The organism is Luteibacter sp. ME-Dv--P-043b, assembly GCF_030209605.1.
In the GTDB taxonomy this organism is placed as follows: Bacteria; Pseudomonadota; Gammaproteobacteria; order Xanthomonadales; family Rhodanobacteraceae; genus Luteibacter.
On the sequence record NZ_JARVRT010000018.1, the window covers coordinates 60,823 to 78,662 of the forward strand.

Genomic DNA, 17,840 nt, shown 5'->3' on the forward strand with positions numbered 1-17,840 from the left:
GGCATCCCTTTAAGCGTTCCAACTCTCCCTCAGCCGCCCGGCGCGTTCCCGGATGGCCGCCAGCTGCGGTTCGCTCAGGCGGTCCAGGGAGCGCCACTGCAGCGCGGCACGTGGGTGGTGCCGGAATCGGTCCCGATGGCGGTCGAGGAAATCCCAGTAGAGCGTGGTAAAGGGGCAGGCCTCGTCGCCCGTGGCCTTGCCCGGCTGGTAGCGGCAGCCCTCACAGTAGTCGCTCATGCGCTCGATGTATCGCCCGGAGGCCGCGTAGGGCTTCGAGACCATGCGCCCGCCGTCTGCGAACTGGCTCATGCCAAGCGTGTTCGGCGCCTCCACCCACTCCACGGCATCCACGTAGATAGCCAGGTACCAGGCGTGGACCTGCGCCGGTTCGACTCCCAGCAGCAGGGCGAAGTTACCGGTGACCATCAGCCGCTGGATGTGATGGGCGTAGCCCGTGCGCAGGGTCTGCGTAATCACCTCGCGCAAGCACCGCATATCGGTCTGGCCGGTCCAGTAGAACGCCGGCAGCGCCTGCCGCGCGCCGAGCGCATTGGAGGCGAGCAGCCGCTCGGGCGCCAGCCAGTACACCCCGCGCACGAATTCGCGCCAGCCGAGCACTTGTCGCACGAAGCCTTCAACGGAAGCCAGGTCGGCCTGGCCCTGGCGGTAGCGTGACAGGGCGGCCTCGATCACCTCCGCCGGCGATACCAGGCGCAGGTTGAGGCTGGTCGACAGGCGCGCGTGATAAAGCCACGGCTCACCCGTCCACATCGCATCCTGCCACGGCCCGAAGACGGCCAGCCGATGGTCGAGGAAGTCGGTCAGCGCCTGCAGGGCATCGTCCCGGGTCACCGGCCAGTCGAAAGCGCCGGTTTTACCGGGATGATCGGGAAACATCGCCTCCACATCGTCCACGGCGGATCGCGTGATGGCATCCGGTGCGAACGGCATCGGTGCCGGCAGCCAACCCGGCCCCTGCCGTCCGAAGCTCTTCCGGTTCTGCGTGTCGTAGTTCCACTGGCCGCCGAGTGGCTCGCCGTCGTCCAGCAGGATGTCGTGGCGCCGACGCATCCAGCGGTAGAAATGCTCCATCCGGAGCTGGGCCTTGCCCCTGGCCCAGCGGGAAAAGTCGTCTGCGGATACGAGGAAGTGCCGGTCGGGTCGCTCCACGTAGGGCAGGCCATGGGCATCGGCCAACGCGCGCAGGCCGGCGCGAAGCCTGTGCTCTCCGGGACGCACCGCCAGCAGGCGCTGTGGGCGCGCCGAGGCGATCGCCTGGGCAAGCAGGTCGAGCAACGCGTCGGGACCCGGCGCGTCGATCGCGGTGTAGTCGAGCGGATAGCCACGTTCGCGCACGCTGGCCGCGAAATGGCGCATGGCGGCCAGGAAAAGCACGGTGCGTGCCTTGTGCGACCACACATGCTCGGATTCACCCCGGCGCTCGGCCATCCAGACCCGGTCCTGGCCCGGGTCGAAATCGTCGAAGACCGCCGAATCCATGTTCAGCTGGTCACCGAAGACGATAACGAGGTGACGCATCCCTTGCCCCTGGTGCACCGAAAGGACGAGTCCAACAGCCCGCGCGTCAAGCGCAGGCGAATGTCGTACGGGAGCGCGATGCTCCCGTACGACCATGAATCGATCAGGCCTTCGCGTCCTTCGGCTCCTGCTTGAGGACACCCAGGTCCGCACCGGTCACGGGATCGCGTGACGGGTCGGACGCGCCGCGCGTGGCGAACAAGCCCACTGCGGCCTCTTCCTCGCCCGTCAGCTGCACCGACGCGCTGCCGTCGCCACCATCGACCGGGATCGTGTCGTCGGAGGGCACCATGACCTCCCACTGCTCGCCCCGGTTCCACGGTCCAGCCATCTCGCCTTCGCCCTGCGACGTATTGACGTACAGATTGGTGAAGCGCGGGTCGCCCGGGAGCTTGCCCGGCGGGAAGCTCTTGTCCATCGCGTACAGCGCCTTCTCGAAGGACTTCTGGTGGGCGATCTCGCGCGTCATCAGGAAGGTCAGCGCATCTTTCACCCCGGTATCCGCGGTGACGTTGATGAGGCGCTCGTAGACGATCTTCGCGCGGGCTTCGGCCGCGATGTTCGAACGCAGGTCCGCCGTGGGCTCGCCGATGCTGTCCACGTAGGCACCACTGAACGGCACCCCGGCCGAATTGATCAGGGCCGGGCCGCCGCCGAACAACACCTGGGTGACGTGGCTGTCGTTGCCGGCACCCTGAAGCGATCGGAACAACACGGCCTCTTCGTCCACCGCTTCCGCGAGACGCCCCTTGGCGCCGCGATTGAGCATGGCGACCAGCGAACCGATCACCTCCAGATGGCTCAATTCTTCCGTGGCGATGTCCAGCAGCATGTCCTTGCGGCCTGCGTCTTCCTCGGCCAGTGCCTGGGTGAAGTAACGCATGGCGGCGGCGAGTTCGCCTTGCGGCCCGCCGAACTGTTCCAGAAGCAGGTTGGCGAGCGCCGGGTTTCCTTCGCTCACCCGGACGGTGTACTGGAGTCGCTTGTTGTGGCTGAACATGCTGGCGTTACTCTTGGCTGGCTGAGCGGCCAGAGTCGGCGCACGGGTGTCTAGGGCGCGGAGCAAGCGGGTGACGCAATCACGACGGGCGTGAAATAGAGCCGTCGGCGACGCTGGATCGGCTCATCCGGCCCCGGCCGGGCATCGGCGGGCGGGCGGGTGAGTTGCGTCAGGCGCTGGCGGCGTCGGGGTCTTCCTCGAAGACGCGGTGATGGGTCGATCGCCGTCGCGGTGCCTCACCGAGCCAGCCCGCATCCGCCTGCGTATCGTCCAGCCACTCGCGGGGCAGCCCGAGGACGACCTCGATATGGCGCGCCACCAGGACGGGAATCTCGCCGCCCTGCGCCATGATCTCCAGTCGCTTCGCCGTCACGGGATTGCCGAGGTAGTCCACGCGGGCCTCCCACGTGACGATGTCGCCTTCGGTCATCCACTGCAGGATGCGGGCGAGCTGGGCATGGCGGGCGATTTGGATGGGCATGGAAAGATATACGTAGACCGGGACTATACGGATGTAACGGCCGACTGGCGGAACCCTGCAGTCGGATTGCCGATATCGCGCCTTGTTCGCCTCATTCGATTTACGTTAAAGTTCGCGGCGAAACGATGAGCCAGCTGACGGCAAGCCCCAGTCGTCCCAACGATCGGGCGGCCCGATGGCTGTACCCGGTGTTTTCCTGCCTGGGGGTTTATCGTCATGTCTCATCGTCACGGAGGGTCGTTCCGTCGATCCTTGCTCAGCATCGCCCTGGCCGCGGCATCGTCCGCCGCACTGCACGCCCAGGACACGCCACCCGCCGCTACGGGTGCCACCACCCTGGATACCGTGAAGGTGAGGGGCCAGGCCGCATCGCCGTATACCGCCGGCCATAGCGCCTCCACCACTCGCCTCCCGCTCACCCTGCAGGACACGCCACAGTCCATCAGCGTGATCACCGAGCAGCGGATCGCGGACCAGAACCTCACCAACCTGCGCGACGTGCTGGACAACACCACCGGCGTCTCTTCCACGGCGTACGACTCCGAGCGCGTCGTGTTCTGGTCGCGCGGCTTCCAGATCGAGAACATGTCGTACGACGGCGTGCCGGTGGCGTCCAGTCTCAACATCGGCTCCGCCGATGCCTCGCTGGATACGTCGATCTACGAACGGATCGAAGTGATCCGCGGCGCCACCGGGTTGCTCAGCGGCTCGGGCAGTCCGTCGGCCAACATCAATTTCGTGCGCAAGCATGCCGACAGCCGCACGGCGCAGGCCAACGTGACGCTCAGCTACGGCAAGTGGCACACCCAGCGGGAAACGCTGGATGCCTCGGCGCCGCTCAACGATAGTGGCAGCGTACGCGGGCGTTTCGTGGCGGCGCACGAGGAAGGCGACAGCTACCTCGACCGCTACCATCAGCAGAAGAACGTGGCCTATGGGGTCATCGATGCCGACCTGGGCGAGGACACGACGCTCAGCGTCGGCTACGACTGGCAGAAGACACGGCCCACAGGCGTGACCTGGGGCTCGTACCCCGTCTTCGACGATGCCGGCGGCTTCATCACCTGGCCGCGCAGCTTCTCGCCGGCAGCCGACTGGAGCCACTGGAACAACACCACGCAGACGGCGTTCGTCGACCTTATCCATGCCTTCGCCAACGGCTGGCAGCTGCATGCCATGGCCAGCCACCGGCAGACGGATGCCGACTCGGCGCTGTTCTACGTCTACGGCTGGCCCAACCGTGCCACGGGGGAGGGCATCACCCCGTATGCCTACAAGAGCTTCCAGCGCGGCAGCCAGAACAACCTGGATCTCTACCTGTCCGGCCCCTTCAGCGCGTTCGGCCGTGACCACGAATGGGTGGTCGGGCTGACCGGCTCGCAATACCGCACCGATTATTTCGATGACCCGCACGGCGACCTGCCCGACGTAGGCAACTACTTCGACTGGAACGGGCAGTATCCCTATCCGGACTTCGCGTCGAGCAGCGAGCGGGTCTCGATCGCCCGCACCCGGCAGAGCGGCGCCTATGCCGCGGCGCGCCTCTCGCTGGCCGACCCGCTGAAACTGGTGATCGGTGCCCGCTATGCCCGTTGGAAGAACGATACCGACGACAGCACCGCTGGCCTCTATCGCGAGCAGGCCAGCAAGACCATCCCGTATGCGGGGCTCATCTACGACCTGAGCCCCGTCTATTCGGCGTTCGTCAGCTACACGCAGATCTTCGATCCGCAGAACAACCGGCGGCAGGACGGCAGTTATCTGGAGCCGGTTCTGGGCACCAGTCGCGAGGCCGGTATCAAGGGTCGGCATTTCGACGGCGCCCTGAACACCTCGCTGGTCGTCTTCGAAACGAAACAGGACCACGTGGCGGACGCGTTGCCGGGGGTCTACCTGGCCGACGGCCTGACCCAGGCGTACCGGTCGGTCGACGGCACCACCTCGCGGGGCTACGAGTTCGACGCCTCGGGTGCGCTCTCGGCGGACTGGAACGCTACCGTGGGCTGGTAGCACTTCAACGTGAAGTCGCCCGATGGCGGTGCGTTGCGTCCCTCACTGCCCCGCACGCTGGTCAGGCTGTTCAGCACCTACACGTTGCCCGACGCGTGGCATCGCGTCACCGTGGGCGGCGGCGTGAACTGGCAGGGGCCGTCGAAGGCCCAGGTGGATGGTCCGTCCGGTGCCCAGCGGCTGACGCAGTCGTCGGTGACGCTGGTGAGCGCCATGGCGCGCTACGCCTTCAACGAACGCAGCTCGCTGCAGTTCAACGCGGACAACCTGCTGAACCGTAAGTATTTCGTGCTGGACGACTTCAGTAACCTCTATTACGCACCCGGCGCCAGCTGGAATGTGGCCTTCACGTACCGGTTCTTCTGAAATCACGCGCCTGCGCGCGTCACGGGGCGTTCGCAGGCCTTTCGCTTACTCTTGCCCCGCGCCGCCGCGGTCGATGACTTCAGGCGGTGCCCATCCTGCCGATACCGGTGGGACGATAAGGGAGCGCGGATGTCACGACAAAACAGCTGCAGTGCCTGCCGCGACGGCCACGGATTCGCGCAAGCGATCACGATGGCCTTCCAGCCGATCGTCGATGTGCGTGACAGGACCGTGTTCGCCTACGAAGCCCTGGTGCGCGGCGAGGACGGTTCCTCCGCGACGCAGGTGCTTGCGGCCGTGGACTCGGATAACCGATACGCCTTCGACCAGGCGTGCCGCATCCGGGCCCTCGAGTGTGCCGTGGATGTCGGGATCCCGGCCATGGTCTCGATCAACTTCCTGCCCAACGCCGTGTACAACCCCGAGCACTGCCTGCGGGCGACCCTCGCCGCCGCGCAGCGGGTCGGCTGGCCCGTGACGGACGTTATTTTCGAGGTGACCGAGCACGAGGCCATCACCGATCACCAGCACCTGCTGTCCATCCTTACCACCTACCGGCAGCGCGGATTCAAGACGGCTATCGACGATTTCGGTGCCGGCTACGCCGGGCTGAACCTGCTCGCCGACTTCCAGCCCGATCTGCTCAAGCTTGATATCGGCCTGATTCGCCACGTGGACATCGATCGCGTGCGGCAGCGGACCATCCATCACATGCTGCGACTGTGTGACGACATCGGTGTGCAGGTCATCGCCGAAGGTGTCGAAAGGGCGGAGGAATCCGCTGCGCTGACCGATCTGGGTGTGCGTCTGCAGCAAGGTTTCCTGTTCGCGCGGCCCGAGGTCGGTAGGATTCCGCTCACGCATTTCCCGTCGTAAGACAGCGCGTTCACGAACGCTGCCCCGCAAGTTCACACGGTCATTTCCATAGTGTCGGTCTGTTCCCCCGAGGCCCACCCATGGCTGAACGTCACGATATCGTCGCTGCTTTTTCGGATCACCTGGCGGGTGCCAACTTTCCCTGCCTGGCGGCCAAAACGGCCCATGCGCGCGATCAGGTCACGCATGTCGAGGCCGGCGACATCCGCTGCGGCCGAAGCGATGCCGCCGTCGCCGAGGCCATCCAGGCCTTCGCCGCACGGCGCAAGCCCGAGCACGTGTTCCATAGCCTGGTCATCCATTTTCCGGACTCTCCCGCACAGGACGAGGTCGCGTTCGAGACGGCCCTGTTCGCGCGGCTGCAAGGCATCCATGAGGTGGACCGCCAGTCGTTCGTTTGGGATCCGACCGTGAGCGCCGATCCGGGCTCGGACCAGTTCAGCATGAGCGTGGGCGGACAGAGCTTCTACGTGATCGGCCTGCATCCCGGCGCCAGCCGCGCCGCACGGCGACTGGCGCACCCGGCCATGGTGTTCAACCTGCACGCGCAGTTTGAATACCTGCGCGAGCAGGGTCGTTACGACCGGTTGCGCGAGGCCATCATCGAGCGCGACGTGGCTCTCAATGGTTCCGCCAATCCGATGCTGGCCGTTCATGGGCACAGTTCGGAGGCCCTGCAATACAGCGGTCGCCACATCGAAGGGCCGTGGGAGTGTCCCTTCAAGCCGAAGGGAACGCGCCAATGACGGGGGCGGCGATCCATACGATTCCGCCACAGAGCGGCGTGGCCTTCACGTTGAAAGCCGGCCAGCGCCTGACGGTGATCGACCCGATGGGCCAGCAGGTTGCTGACCTGCTGGCATTCAGTGCCGACGACGTCGAGGAAGCCATCTCGTCAGGACGGACGCTGGACTATGCCAGCAAGATCTACCTGTCGACCGGGGATATCCTTTATTCCAATCGCAGCAGCGAAATGCTCGAGATCGTGGCGGACGAGGTCGGTCGGCACGATTTCCTGCTGGCACCCTGTTCCGCTGAGATGTTTCGCAAGCTTTATGGACACACGGAACCGCACAAGGGCTGCTTCGGCAACCTGCGCGATGCCTTGGCTCCCTACGGCGTCAAGGCAGACCGCATTCCCACCGCCTTCAACGTCTTCATGAACGTGCCGGTCAACGGGGAAACAGGCGCGCTGACGGTAGAGCCACCGCTGAGCAAGGCCGGCGACACCACGGTGTTCCTCGCACGCATGGACCTGGTCATCGGCCTGACCGCATGCTCCGCGGGCATGTCCAACAACTTCGCCTTCAAGCCCATCCACTACCGCATCGACGACTGAGTCCGATGCGGCAGGGGAGGGGTGCGGTCAGGGTGTGAGCACGACCTTGCGGCAGTCATCTTCCTTCTTGTCGAACATTTCGTAGCCACGCGCCGCGTCCGCCAGCTTCATGCGGTGCGAGATGATGATGTCCGGTTCCAGCTTGCCAGCCTCGACGAATTCGAGCAGTTCGGGCAGGAATTTCTGCACGTGCGTCTGGCCCATGGCCAGGGTCAGACCCTTGTCGAAGGCATCGCCGATCAGGAAGGCATGGATGAAGCCGGCATACACACCCGGAATGCTGACCACGCCACCGCGTCGCGTGGCGCCGATGCACTGGCGCAGTACTTCGCCCGAACTGGTTTCCAGCTTCAGTGCGCTGAGCACGGTTTCCGTGGTGCTGCCCTTGGCTTCGAAGCCCACGGCATCGATGGATGCATCGACCCCGCGGCCTGCGGTTTGTTCGAGGATGAATTCGGACGCATCCACTTCACTGAAGTCCACAGGGATCACGTCATATGCCGTCACGGCGAAATCCAGGCGATAGCGCTCGGAATCAACCATGTAGATACGTTCCGCGCCCAGCATCCTCGCGCACGCGGCGGCCATGAGGCCGACGGGGCCGGCGCCGAAGATGGCCACGGTGGAGCCCCGCTCGATCTTCGCGTTGAGCACCGCCTGGTAACCGGTCGGCAGGATGTCGGAAAGAAACAGCACACGCTCGTCGGACAGGCTGCCTGGCACCTTGAACGGCCCGACGTTGGCCTTGGGCACGCGCACGAACTCGGCCTGGCCGCCGGGTACGCCACCATAGAGGTGGGAATAGCCGAACAGCGCGGCCGGCGGGGTCATCTTCGCGCGTTTGCGCAGGCTGGCTCCCTGGTCGGGATTGGTCGTCTCGCAGGCGGCGAACTGATCGTTGTCGCAGAAGAAGCATTTGCCGCAGGCGATCACGAAGGGGATGACCACGCGGTCGCCCACCTTGACCTCAGTAACCCCGGGGCCCGCCTGTTCCACGATGCCCATGAATTCGTGGCCGAAGATGTCGCCGTGCTGCGTTTCCGGAATCTTGCCGTGATAGAGGTGCAGGTCCGAGCCGCAAATGGCCGTGGCCGTGACGCGCAGCACGATGTCGTCGGCGTCGATGATCGACGGATCGGGCATCGTCTCGACGCGAACGTCCTTGGAGCCGTGATAGGTGAGTGCTTTCATGAAGTCGTCCGCAGGGGAGGGTAGTCCCGAGTCTCGACGTGTGGAGTTGAACGATCGGTGTTCAAACGTTGACGACGCGCTGATGCTGCGGGACACGTGGCAGTCGCTGCGCGGCACAGGTGTGTCGTTCCACGTGAAATCCCGGTGAAAAACGGGCGAGCGCCACGGTGCGAGCGGTGTGGAACATGGCCCTTATCGGTTCGACCCAGCGCCACGGCATGATATCTTAGGCAGCTATCATCACGGTTCTGGACAGGGGCGGTATGACTTCTAAGGTTTCCGGCGCGGCGCGGTCCCGGAAGATGGATCGGCGAACGTCGCTGGCGCTAGGCGTGGTCGTCGTGTTTTTCGTGATCACCGGGTTCCTGGCGTACCAGAACGTCCGCAGCATCCGCGAGAACAACCAGCAGGTCATCCACTCGCAGCATACCGTGACGGAGCTGAGCGAGGTCCTCTCGACGGCGCAGGATGCCGAGACCGGCCAGCGTGGCTTCCTGCTCACCGGCAACGAGCGTTACCTCGAGCCCTATCGTGCGGCCCTGGCCAGTGCCGCGTCGCGTCTGGACGCCGTGCGCGAGGACGTGAAGGACAACGCCGCGCAGCAGGCGCGCCTCAAGGTGCTGACCGTCCGCTTCAACGACAAGCTGGCCGAACTGAAGGAAACCATCGACCTGCGCCGCACGCAGGGCATGGACGCGGCCGTGGCCGTGGTCAACAGCGACCGCGGCAAGGCGGCCATGGATGCCATCCGATCCCAATTGGCCGCCATGCAGGTCGAAGAGCTGGCCCAGCGCGACGCGCGGGTCGCGGAGATGGCCACCGCCTACAGCAGTGCGCTCACCGGCGGCATCCTCAGCGCCTTGCTGGGCGTCGCGCTGACGGTGTTGGTTGGCGTGCTGATCCGCAGCGCCTCGCGGTCGCGCCAGCGCAACGAGTGGCTGCAGGAAGGGCAACTCGGCCTGGCCGCGGCGATGCAGGGCGACCAGGGCACGCAGGAGCTGGGCGGCAATATCCTCGCCTTCCTCGCCCGTTTCCTTCATGCGCAGGCGGGTGCCATGTTCGTCGATGCCGGCGCCTTCTACGAGCGCATCGGCGAGTACGGCCTGGCGCCGGGCAACGATACGGTGAAGCGCTTCGCGCCGCCGGAGGGCCTGCTGGGCCAGGCGGTGGCCGAGCGCCGTCTTCTCGCCGTGGACGACGTACCCGATGGCTACCTGTCGGTAGGCTCCGCGCTGGGCAGCGAGAAACCGCGCCAGCTGCTGATGCTGCCCAGCGTGGTTGATGGCGAGGTCAACGGCGTGCTGGAACTCGGTTTTTTCCGGCCCGTGGACGAGGATACCCTGGCCCTGCTCGGCGAGATGGCCGCGGACATCGGCGTCGCACTGCGTTCGGCCACCTACCGTGCCGAGCTCAACCGCCTCCTCGAGGAGACGCGCCGCCAGTCGGATTCCCTGCAGCAGCAGAGCGAAGAGCTGCGCGCGTCCAACGAGGAACTGGAAGAACAGAGCCAGGCCCTGAAGCAGTCCCAGCACGAACTGGAACAGCAGCAGGCCGAACTGGAGCAGACCAACGCCCATCTCGAGGAACAGGCCAGCCAGCTGGAGGTGCAGCGCGACGACCTGGCGCGTGCCAACCTCCAGGTCGAGGCCAAGGCCGAGGAAGTGTTGCGCGCCAGCCGCTACAAGTCGGATTTCCTGGCCAACATGTCGCACGAGCTGCGCACGCCGCTCAATTCGGCGCTTATCCTCTCCAAGCTGCTCGCCGACAACCCGCGGGGCAACCTCACGGAGGAACAGGTCAAGTTCGCGCGCACCATCCATTCGTCCGGTAACGACCTGCTCACGCTGATCAACGACATCCTCGACCTCTCCAAGATCGAGGCCGGGCACATCGCCATCCGTCCGGAGCCGTTCACCATCGACGCGATGGTCAAGGGCCTGGTGCCCGGCTTCCAGCCAGTTGCCCAGCAGCGTGCGTTGTCGTTCGAGGTCACCGTGTCGCCGGCATGTCCCGCCGTGCTGAACAGCGACCGCCAGCGCGTGGAGCAGGTGCTGCGCAACCTCCTGTCGAACGCGTTCAAGTTCACCGAGCAGGGCGGCGTGAAGCTCGACGTTGCCGCGGGTGCGCAGGGCGAGGTGGTGTTCGCGGTGAGCGACACCGGCATCGGTATCCCGGCCGAGCAGCAACAGCGCGTCTTCGAGGCGTTCCAGCAGGCGGACGGCACCATCAGCCGCAAATACGGCGGCACCGGCCTGGGGCTTTCGATCTCGCTCGAGCTGGCACGTCTGCTGGGCGGCAGCATCGCCGTGCACAGCGAGGCCGGCAAGGGCAGCACCTTCACGCTCACGTTGCCGGCCACGGCACCGGTCGGCGATAGCGCCGACGACGCGTCGCCGATGGGTGGCGCCGGCGACGCCGGCCGGCCGGCCCGGACGCCCTCGGCTACCGCGTCACCCGCCACGTCGCTCCCGCCCGCCGCCCCGGCGCTCGCCCAGCGCATTCCCGACGATCGCGACGCCGACGACGACGCGCGGCGCGTCATCCTGGTGATCGAGGATGACGAGGCGTTCGCCCGCATCCTGCTCGACCTGACCCGCGAAATGCGCTTCCGCTGCCTGGTCGCCACCAGTGCACAGGAAGCCCTGGCACTGGCCCGGCAGTTCCTGCCGCATGCCATCGTGCTGGACATCGGCCTGCCGGACCAGTCCGGCCTGTCGGTGCTGGATATCCTCAAGCGCGACGTGCGGACACGGCATATCCCCATCCACGTGGTGTCCGCCGAGGATCATTCCCACGCGGCGTTGTCGATGGGCGCCATCGGCTACCTGGTCAAGCCGGTGCAGCGAACGGAACTGGTCGAGGTGCTGGACAAGCTCGACGCGCGGCTCTCCACGCATGTCCGGCGCGTGCTGGTGGTCGAGGACGATGCCGTGCAGCGCGACGCCATCCGCAGCCTGCTGGCCTCGGTGGACGTGGAGACCGTGGAAGCGGGCACCGCGGCGCAGTGCCTGAGCCTGTTGAAGGATGAGACCTTCGACTGCATGGTGCTGGATTTGTCGCTGCCCGATGCATCGGGTTTCACGCTGCTGGAAAACCTCAGCGCGGAAGGCATCCATGCGTTCCCGCCCGTGATCGTCTATACCGGGCGCGACCTCACGAGCGAGGAGGAATCGCGGCTGCGCGTTTACTCTCGCTCGATCATCATCAAGGGTGCCAAGTCGCCGGAACGCCTGCTGGACGAGGTGTCGTTGTTCCTGCACCAGGTGGTGACCGACCTGCCGGCGGAACAGCAGCGCATGATCGAGCAGGCCCAGCATCGCGACGCCTTGCTGGAAGGCCGCCGTATCCTGGTGGTGGAAGACGATGTGCGCAACGTCTATGCACTCATCAACATCCTGGAACCGCGCGGGTGCACGCTCACCGTGGCCCGCAACGGCCAGGAAGCCCTGGATGCGCTGGCGCGTGCCGCCGGGCCCGACGGCCAGCCGATCGACCTGGTGCTGATGGACGTGATGATGCCGGTCATGGATGGGCTGACGGCAACGCGGCACATCCGCGAGGACCACCGCTGGCGGAAGCTGCCGATCATCGCGCTGACCGCGAAAGCCATGCCCGACGACCAGGACACCTGCCTGGCCGCCGGTGCCAGCGACTACATGGCCAAGCCGCTGGACGTCGATAAACTGTTGTCCCTGGTGCGCGTATGGCTGGCCCGATGACCTCACCCACCGCCCAGGCCGACCGCGTCGAGGCCATCGAGATCGAGCTGCTGCTCGAGGCGATGTACCAGCGGTTCCACTACGACTTCCGCGGGTATTCCCGGGCGTCGGTGAAGCGGCGCCTCAGGCAGCTGCGTGAGCGGCTGGGCTACCGCACCTACTCCGCACTGCTCGAGGGCCTGCTGCACGATCCGGCCGTGGTGCCGCAGGTGATCGCCTATCTCACCGTGCAGGTCAGCGAGATGTTCCGTGACCCGTCGTATTTCCGCGCGCTGCGCGAGCACGTGGTGCCGCACCTGCGTACCTATCCCTCGTTGAAGGTATGGGTGGCCGGGTGCAGCAGCGGGGAGGAACTGTATTCGCTGGCCATCCTGTTCCGCGAGGAAGGGCTCGAACAGCGCACGCTGTTCTACGCCACCGACATCAACCCCAGCGCGCTGGAAGCGGCCGCCTCGGGCGTCTACAACCTCGACCGTATCCGTGGTTTCACCGAGAACCACCAGCAGTCGGGCGGGCGCTCCTCGCTATCGGACTACTACACCACCGGTTACGGCAAGGCCACGTTCGACCGCCGCCTGCGCGAGCGGGTGGTGTTCTCCGACCACAGCCTGGTCACCGATGCCGTGTTCGGCGAGATGCACCTCATTTCCTGTCGCAACGTGCTCATCTATTTCGACAACACGCTGCAGGACCGTACCCTGAAACTGTTCAACGATTCTCTCATCCGCAAGGGCTTCCTCGGGCTGGGTTCCAAGGAGAGCATCCGCTTCTCCAGCCAGGCCACCGCCTTCCAGGATTTCGTGCCGGGTGAAAGGATCTACCAGAAGACGTCAGACGATGCTTAAAGAAGCCGATGCCACCCTGAGCCCGGTGTATGTCCTGCTGGTGGACGACCTCGACGACAACCTGCTGTCGCTCGAGGCGCTGCTGCGACGCGACGACCTGGTGCTGCTGAAGGCGCGATCGGGCGAGGAAGCCCTGGAGCTGCTGCTGGTGCACGACGTGGCCCTGGGGCTACTGGACGTGCAGATGCCCGGCATGGACGGCTTCGAGCTGGCCGAACTGATGCGCGGCAACGAGCGCACGCGCCATGTGCCGATCATCTTCCTCACCGCCAGCACGACTGACAACCAGCGCAAGTTCCGCGGCTACGAAGCCGGCGCGGTCGACTTCATCCAGAAGCCCATCGAATGGGACATCCTGCGCAGCAAGGCCAACGTCTTCTTCGACCTCTATCGCCAGAAGCAGCAGATCGCCGACCAGCGCGACCGCCTGGAAGCCTACGCGGAAACGCTGACCCGCTCGGATCGCTACAAGGACCAGTTCCTGGCCATCCTGGCGCACGAACTGCGCAACCCGCTGACCCCGTTGCGCATGGGCCTGGATGTCTTGCGCGGCCACCCGTCGCCCGAGCGTGTCGAGCAGATCCACGGCGTGATGGATCGTCAACTGGTGCACCTGGTGCGACTGGTGGACGACCTGCTGGATGTGTCGCGGGTCAGCCAGGGCAAGATCACCTTGCAGCGGCAGAAGGTCACGGTGGCCGAGATCGTGCAGGCGGCCCTGGAAGCGAGCCAGCCGTTCATCGACGGTGGCAGGCACGCGCTGCGCGTGGACGTATCGCCGCAGCCGATGTGGCTGGAGGGCGACAAGACGCGCCTGGTGCAGGTCGTCGGCAACCTGGTGAACAACGCCGCCAAGTACACGCCGACCGAGGGCCAGCTCGGCGTCGAGGCCTTCCGCGAAGGTGACGAGGTGGTCATCGTGGTGTCCGACAACGGCATGGGCATACCGGCGTCCATGCAGGCCAACATCTTCGAGTTGTTCACCCAGGTCGGTGAGCACCTCACCCGGTCGCAAGGTGGGCTGGGGATCGGCCTGGCCCTGGTCAGGCAGCTGGTAGGCATGCACCGGGGCAGCATCGCGGTCAGCAGTGGCGGCGAGGGCCAGGGCAGTCGCTTCACGGTCCGCCTGCCGTTGTTGCCGCTGGAGCAGGTCGACGAGGCCTCGGCGCATGCGCCCGATGAGGCGCACGGCCGGTCACTGAGCGTACTGGTGGTCGACGACAACGCCGATGTCGCACAGACGCTCGGCTGGCTGTTGCACGACATGGGGCACCGTCACCAGGTGGTGCTCGACCCGCGCGAGGCCGTCGCGGCGGCGCGGACGTTCCAGCCGGATGTGGTGCTCCTGGACGTCGGCATGCCCGCGATGAGCGGCTACGACCTGTGCCGGGCGTTTCGCCAGGATGCCGATCTGGGCCACCTGCCGATCATCGCGCAGACCGGCTGGGGCCAGGCATCCGACAAGCTGGCCAGTACGGGCGCCGGTTTCGACCGGCACCTGGTCAAGCCGGTCGGTGCGGCCGAACTGGCGGAAGCGCTCGATGGCGTGACCCGTGTGGCGGCCCGGGCCGATCACCAGCGATAGGCCACCCGCGTGTACAGGTAGCGACCGCTATAGCCGAACGGCGAGTAGTCGGGGTACGGCCACGTGCCGCCGACCGCGCCGTCGCTGCCGGCCTTGTATTTCTGCGGATAGACGTTGGTGAGGTTGTCCACGCCGGCCGTGAACGTCCAGCCATGGGTCGCGTAGCTGGCGGACAGGTCGAGCAGCCAGCGTGCCGGAAACACCTGGTCGAAACCCGGGTTGCCGACCGGGTCCTGGTTCACCGTGAATTCGCCGTAGCGGGTCAGGGCGCCGTGCAGGTTCCATGGGCCCCGCCCGTAATCGGTGCCCAGCGCGATCTTGTCACGCGGCGCGCCACGCGTGATGTAGCCCTGGGCGATGTGCCCGACGCGCACCAGTTCCAGCCCGTTCTGCGTCAGTGACGCCGGGTTCGGCGCGACCGAGAGGATCGATGTGTGGTTGCGGTTGTAAGCCGCGGTGAACTGCAGTTTGCCTGCGTCGCCCAGGTCGAGGCGGTAGCCGCTGCTGAGGTCGACGCCGCGCGTACGCGTCTTCAGCGCGTTGGTGAAATAGCTGCCGCCCTGGATATTGGCGAAGCCCTGACTGTCCAGGTAAGCCCGCACGGCATCGCCCACCAGGTTTTCGGATGGCACGACGCGGTTGCCGATGGTGATCTGGTACAGGTCGAGCGATAGTGTCCATGCGCCCGGCGCATAGACCGCGCCCAACGTGTAGTTGTGCGACTTCTCGGGCTTCAGCGGCTCGGCGCCGAGGGCACGCGCGACGGGGTCGCTCACCGCGAAGTTGCGGATCTGCGTCGGGACGCCGCCGATGACGTTGGTCGAGGTGGTGGTGTAGAACTGCTGCGGCAAGGACGGTGCGCGGAATCCCGTGGCGGCCGTGCCGCGCAGCGCAAAGGCATCGGTGAAGTCGTAGCGGGCCGAGAGCGTGCCCGACGTCGTGTTGCCGAAGTCGCTGTAGTGCTCGTGACGCACGGCCAGCGAGCCGCTGAGTTTATCGGTGATCTGGTTTTCCAGGCTCAGGTAGCCCGCGACATCGTGGCGGGCGTGGCTGCCGGCGTCGCCTGGCTGGAAACCCGGGAAGCCTTGCGCGCCGGTGCCGACGTACGAGGACGGATCGCCCGCGTCGATGGTGTACTGCTGGTGCAGGTATTCCAGCCCGAAGGCCAGCGTCAGCGGATTGCGCAGCCAGCCGACCTCCAGGTCGCGCGCCACGTCCACATCGAAGGCTTTCTGCGTCGCGATCAGCCGCCCCGCGTTGAATCGTGTCGGACTGGCGTCGCCAAGATCGACGTTGAGCGTGTGGATCGGGTCGATGCCGACCCTGTCGCGGCCGTAGTTGCCGCTGATGTCCCAGCGCCACCCGTGGGTGGTGGTGCCTCGCACGCCGGCCACGAGCGCGCTGTCGATCGAGCGCACGTCGTTCAGGGGCAGGTAGCCGTCAGGATAGATCGACGGCACGTTGCGCGCGCTGTCGTAGGTGCGGAACAGGGCAGGGGACGTGCCTTCGCGGCTGCTGGTGCTGGCGAACGCGTAGGCGTCCACGCCGGCCGACAGCGCGTACTGCACATTCAGAAGCGCCTGGTGGTTGCGGATATCGGGCTCGCCGATGCGCTGCGTGCGTTGGCCGTAAACCGGTGACGACGGGTCGCGATAGTCGCGGCCGCCGCGGTTGGTCGCATCCGCATGGCCCTGGACCAGGCTCAGGCGTGCCCAGCCCTTGTCACCGCCCAGTGGCACGCCCAGGCTGGCCTCGCCCTGCCACTGCCGGCCGTCGCCCGCGCTGTAGCGCCCCGCGGTGATGCTGGCGGTGTTGGTACCCGCGCCCGCCGCGCCCTTGAGCACCACGTTGATGACCCCCGCGATGGCGTCGGAGCCGTATTGCGCGGAGGCACCGTCACGCAGGATCTCGATATGGTCGATCGCCGAGACCGGAATCGCGTTGAGGTCGGCCGGGGCCGAACCCCGCCCGAGCGCACCCTGCAGGTTGAGCAGGGCACTGGTGTGCCAGCGCTTGCCGTTCACCAGCACCAGCGTCTGGTCCGGCGACAGGCCGCGCAGGGCGGCCGGACGAACGATGCCGGAACCGTCGTTGCCCGGCGCGCGGGGAAAGTTGAGCGACGGTGCAAGCCGGGACAGGATCGCGCCCAGCTGCGTATCGCCGAAGGATTGCAGGTCCTGGGCCGACACCACATCGATGGGCGAGAGCGAACTGCTCTGGCTGCGATCGACCGAGCGTGTGCCGGTGACCACCACGGTCTGCAGTTTCGTGGCGTCGTCCTGGGCATGCGCGGCGGAAACGAAGGTTTGGGCCGCGACCACGACGGACAGCGACAGGCGCACGGGCAGGGCATGCTTCATTGGGCGGTTTCCTTGGTTTTTCAGGATCGGCCGCGTGCCGACGCGAAGGCGCCGGGCCGCCGGGTGAACGGGGAAGGGAGCCGCGCCGGCGACGCGCGCCGGCGGGAAACATCAGCTACGACAACAGCGACACGCCACGATCGGCAGGGCGATCGGGGAAGGCGTGTGGATGGGCTGCTGCGTGATCACGATGGTGTGTTCCCCGGAAGCGTCTTGGCTTATGGACGTCTGGAAGGCCGAATGAAAATCCATGCTCGTGCACTATCCTGCGAATGTCAACGTGGCCGGCGCTTTCCGGCGGGTTCGCTGCGTTCCGCTGGGCTGAGCCCGGGCTTCCTGGCGGGGCTCCGATGTCGGTGGTACCGCCAGATCGCCGCTCATCACCGGTGCGACGTGCCTGCCGTGGATAAAAAGTGACAAAAGTGGCCAGGGATTGACCCGGCATCGGGAACTGGCCGATCTAACATGTTGAATTGACGAGAGGTTGGTGCGGCACGGCTCTTGCTTTACACCTCCTGTCGGCCCCCTT

Annotated in this window: 11 protein-coding genes and 1 pseudogene; 7 read left to right on the forward strand and 5 right to left on the reverse strand. The window is 66.1% G+C overall.

Features of this window, described 5'->3' with window-relative positions; genetic code table 11:
* Window positions 1–9: 9 nt before the first annotated feature.
* From QRN34_RS11680 to QRN34_RS11690, 3 genes are all read right to left on the reverse strand, one after another.
* Window positions 10–1,539 carry a cryptochrome/photolyase family protein gene (locus QRN34_RS11680; protein WP_285404639.1) on the reverse strand — a complete coding sequence of 510 codons (1,530 nt, stop codon included), beginning with the start codon at window positions 1,537–1,539 and terminating at the stop codon, window positions 10–12.
* Between the two features lie 103 nt (window positions 1,540–1,642).
* A complete protein-coding gene (locus QRN34_RS11685; protein ID WP_285404640.1) occupies window positions 1,643–2,539 on the reverse strand; it encodes a manganese catalase family protein in 897 nt (298 codons plus the stop codon).
* Window positions 2,540–2,708: 169 nt separating this feature from the next.
* Window positions 2,709–3,020 (reverse strand): hypothetical protein, encoded by a 312-nt coding sequence (locus tag QRN34_RS11690; protein WP_285404641.1) that lies wholly within the window; start codon window positions 3,018–3,020, stop codon window positions 2,709–2,711.
* A gap of 216 nt (window positions 3,021–3,236) precedes the next feature.
* On the opposite strand from QRN34_RS11690, the pseudogene QRN34_RS11695 reads away from it, so the two are divergent.
* The 4 genes and pseudogenes from QRN34_RS11695 (at window position 3,237) to QRN34_RS11710 (ending at window position 7,611) form a co-directional block, all read left to right on the forward strand.
* Window positions 3,237–5,396 (forward strand): annotated as a pseudogene (locus QRN34_RS11695) (TonB-dependent siderophore receptor).
* A 129-nt stretch (window positions 5,397–5,525) separates the two neighbouring features.
* On the forward strand, window positions 5,526–6,272 hold the full coding sequence (locus QRN34_RS11700) for an EAL domain-containing protein (protein WP_285404642.1): 747 nt from the start codon (window positions 5,526–5,528) through the stop codon (window positions 6,270–6,272).
* An 80-nt stretch (window positions 6,273–6,352) separates the two neighbouring features.
* On the forward strand, window positions 6,353–7,018 hold the full coding sequence (gene gntA / locus QRN34_RS11705; RefSeq protein WP_285404643.1) for a guanitoxin biosynthesis heme-dependent pre-guanitoxin N-hydroxylase GntA: 666 nt from the start codon (window positions 6,353–6,355) through the stop codon (window positions 7,016–7,018).
* A complete protein-coding gene (locus QRN34_RS11710) occupies window positions 7,015–7,611 on the forward strand; it encodes an urea carboxylase-associated family protein (protein WP_285404644.1) in 597 nt (198 codons plus the stop codon). Before gntA ends, QRN34_RS11710 begins: the two co-directional genes overlap by 4 nt.
* Before the next feature lie 27 nt (window positions 7,612–7,638).
* Here the strand turns inward: QRN34_RS11710 and QRN34_RS11715 are convergent, their stop codons facing one another.
* On the reverse strand, window positions 7,639–8,802 hold the full coding sequence (locus QRN34_RS11715; RefSeq protein ID WP_285404645.1) for a zinc-dependent alcohol dehydrogenase: 1,164 nt from the start codon (window positions 8,800–8,802) through the stop codon (window positions 7,639–7,641).
* A gap of 302 nt (window positions 8,803–9,104) precedes the next feature.
* On the opposite strand from QRN34_RS11715, the gene QRN34_RS11720 reads away from it, so the two are divergent.
* From QRN34_RS11720 to QRN34_RS11730, 3 genes are read left to right on the forward strand one after another with little or no spacing between them, the layout of a single operon-like run.
* Window positions 9,105–12,521 (forward strand): response regulator, encoded by a 3,417-nt coding sequence (locus tag QRN34_RS11720; protein ID WP_285404646.1) that lies wholly within the window; start codon window positions 9,105–9,107, stop codon window positions 12,519–12,521.
* A complete protein-coding gene (locus QRN34_RS11725; protein ID WP_285404647.1) occupies window positions 12,518–13,366 on the forward strand; it encodes a CheR family methyltransferase in 849 nt (282 codons plus the stop codon). Before QRN34_RS11720 ends, QRN34_RS11725 begins: the two co-directional genes overlap by 4 nt.
* Window positions 13,359–14,951 (forward strand): response regulator, encoded by a 1,593-nt coding sequence (locus QRN34_RS11730; protein WP_285404648.1) that lies wholly within the window; start codon window positions 13,359–13,361, stop codon window positions 14,949–14,951. The genes QRN34_RS11725 and QRN34_RS11730 overlap by 8 nt, the downstream gene beginning before the upstream one ends.
* On the opposite strand, the gene QRN34_RS11735 is transcribed toward QRN34_RS11730, so the two are convergent.
* On the reverse strand, window positions 14,939–17,311 hold the full coding sequence (locus QRN34_RS11735) for a TonB-dependent receptor (protein ID WP_285404649.1): 2,373 nt from the start codon (window positions 17,309–17,311) through the stop codon (window positions 14,939–14,941). The genes QRN34_RS11730 and QRN34_RS11735 overlap by 13 nt on opposite strands.
* Between the last annotated feature and the right edge of the window lie 529 nt (window positions 17,312–17,840).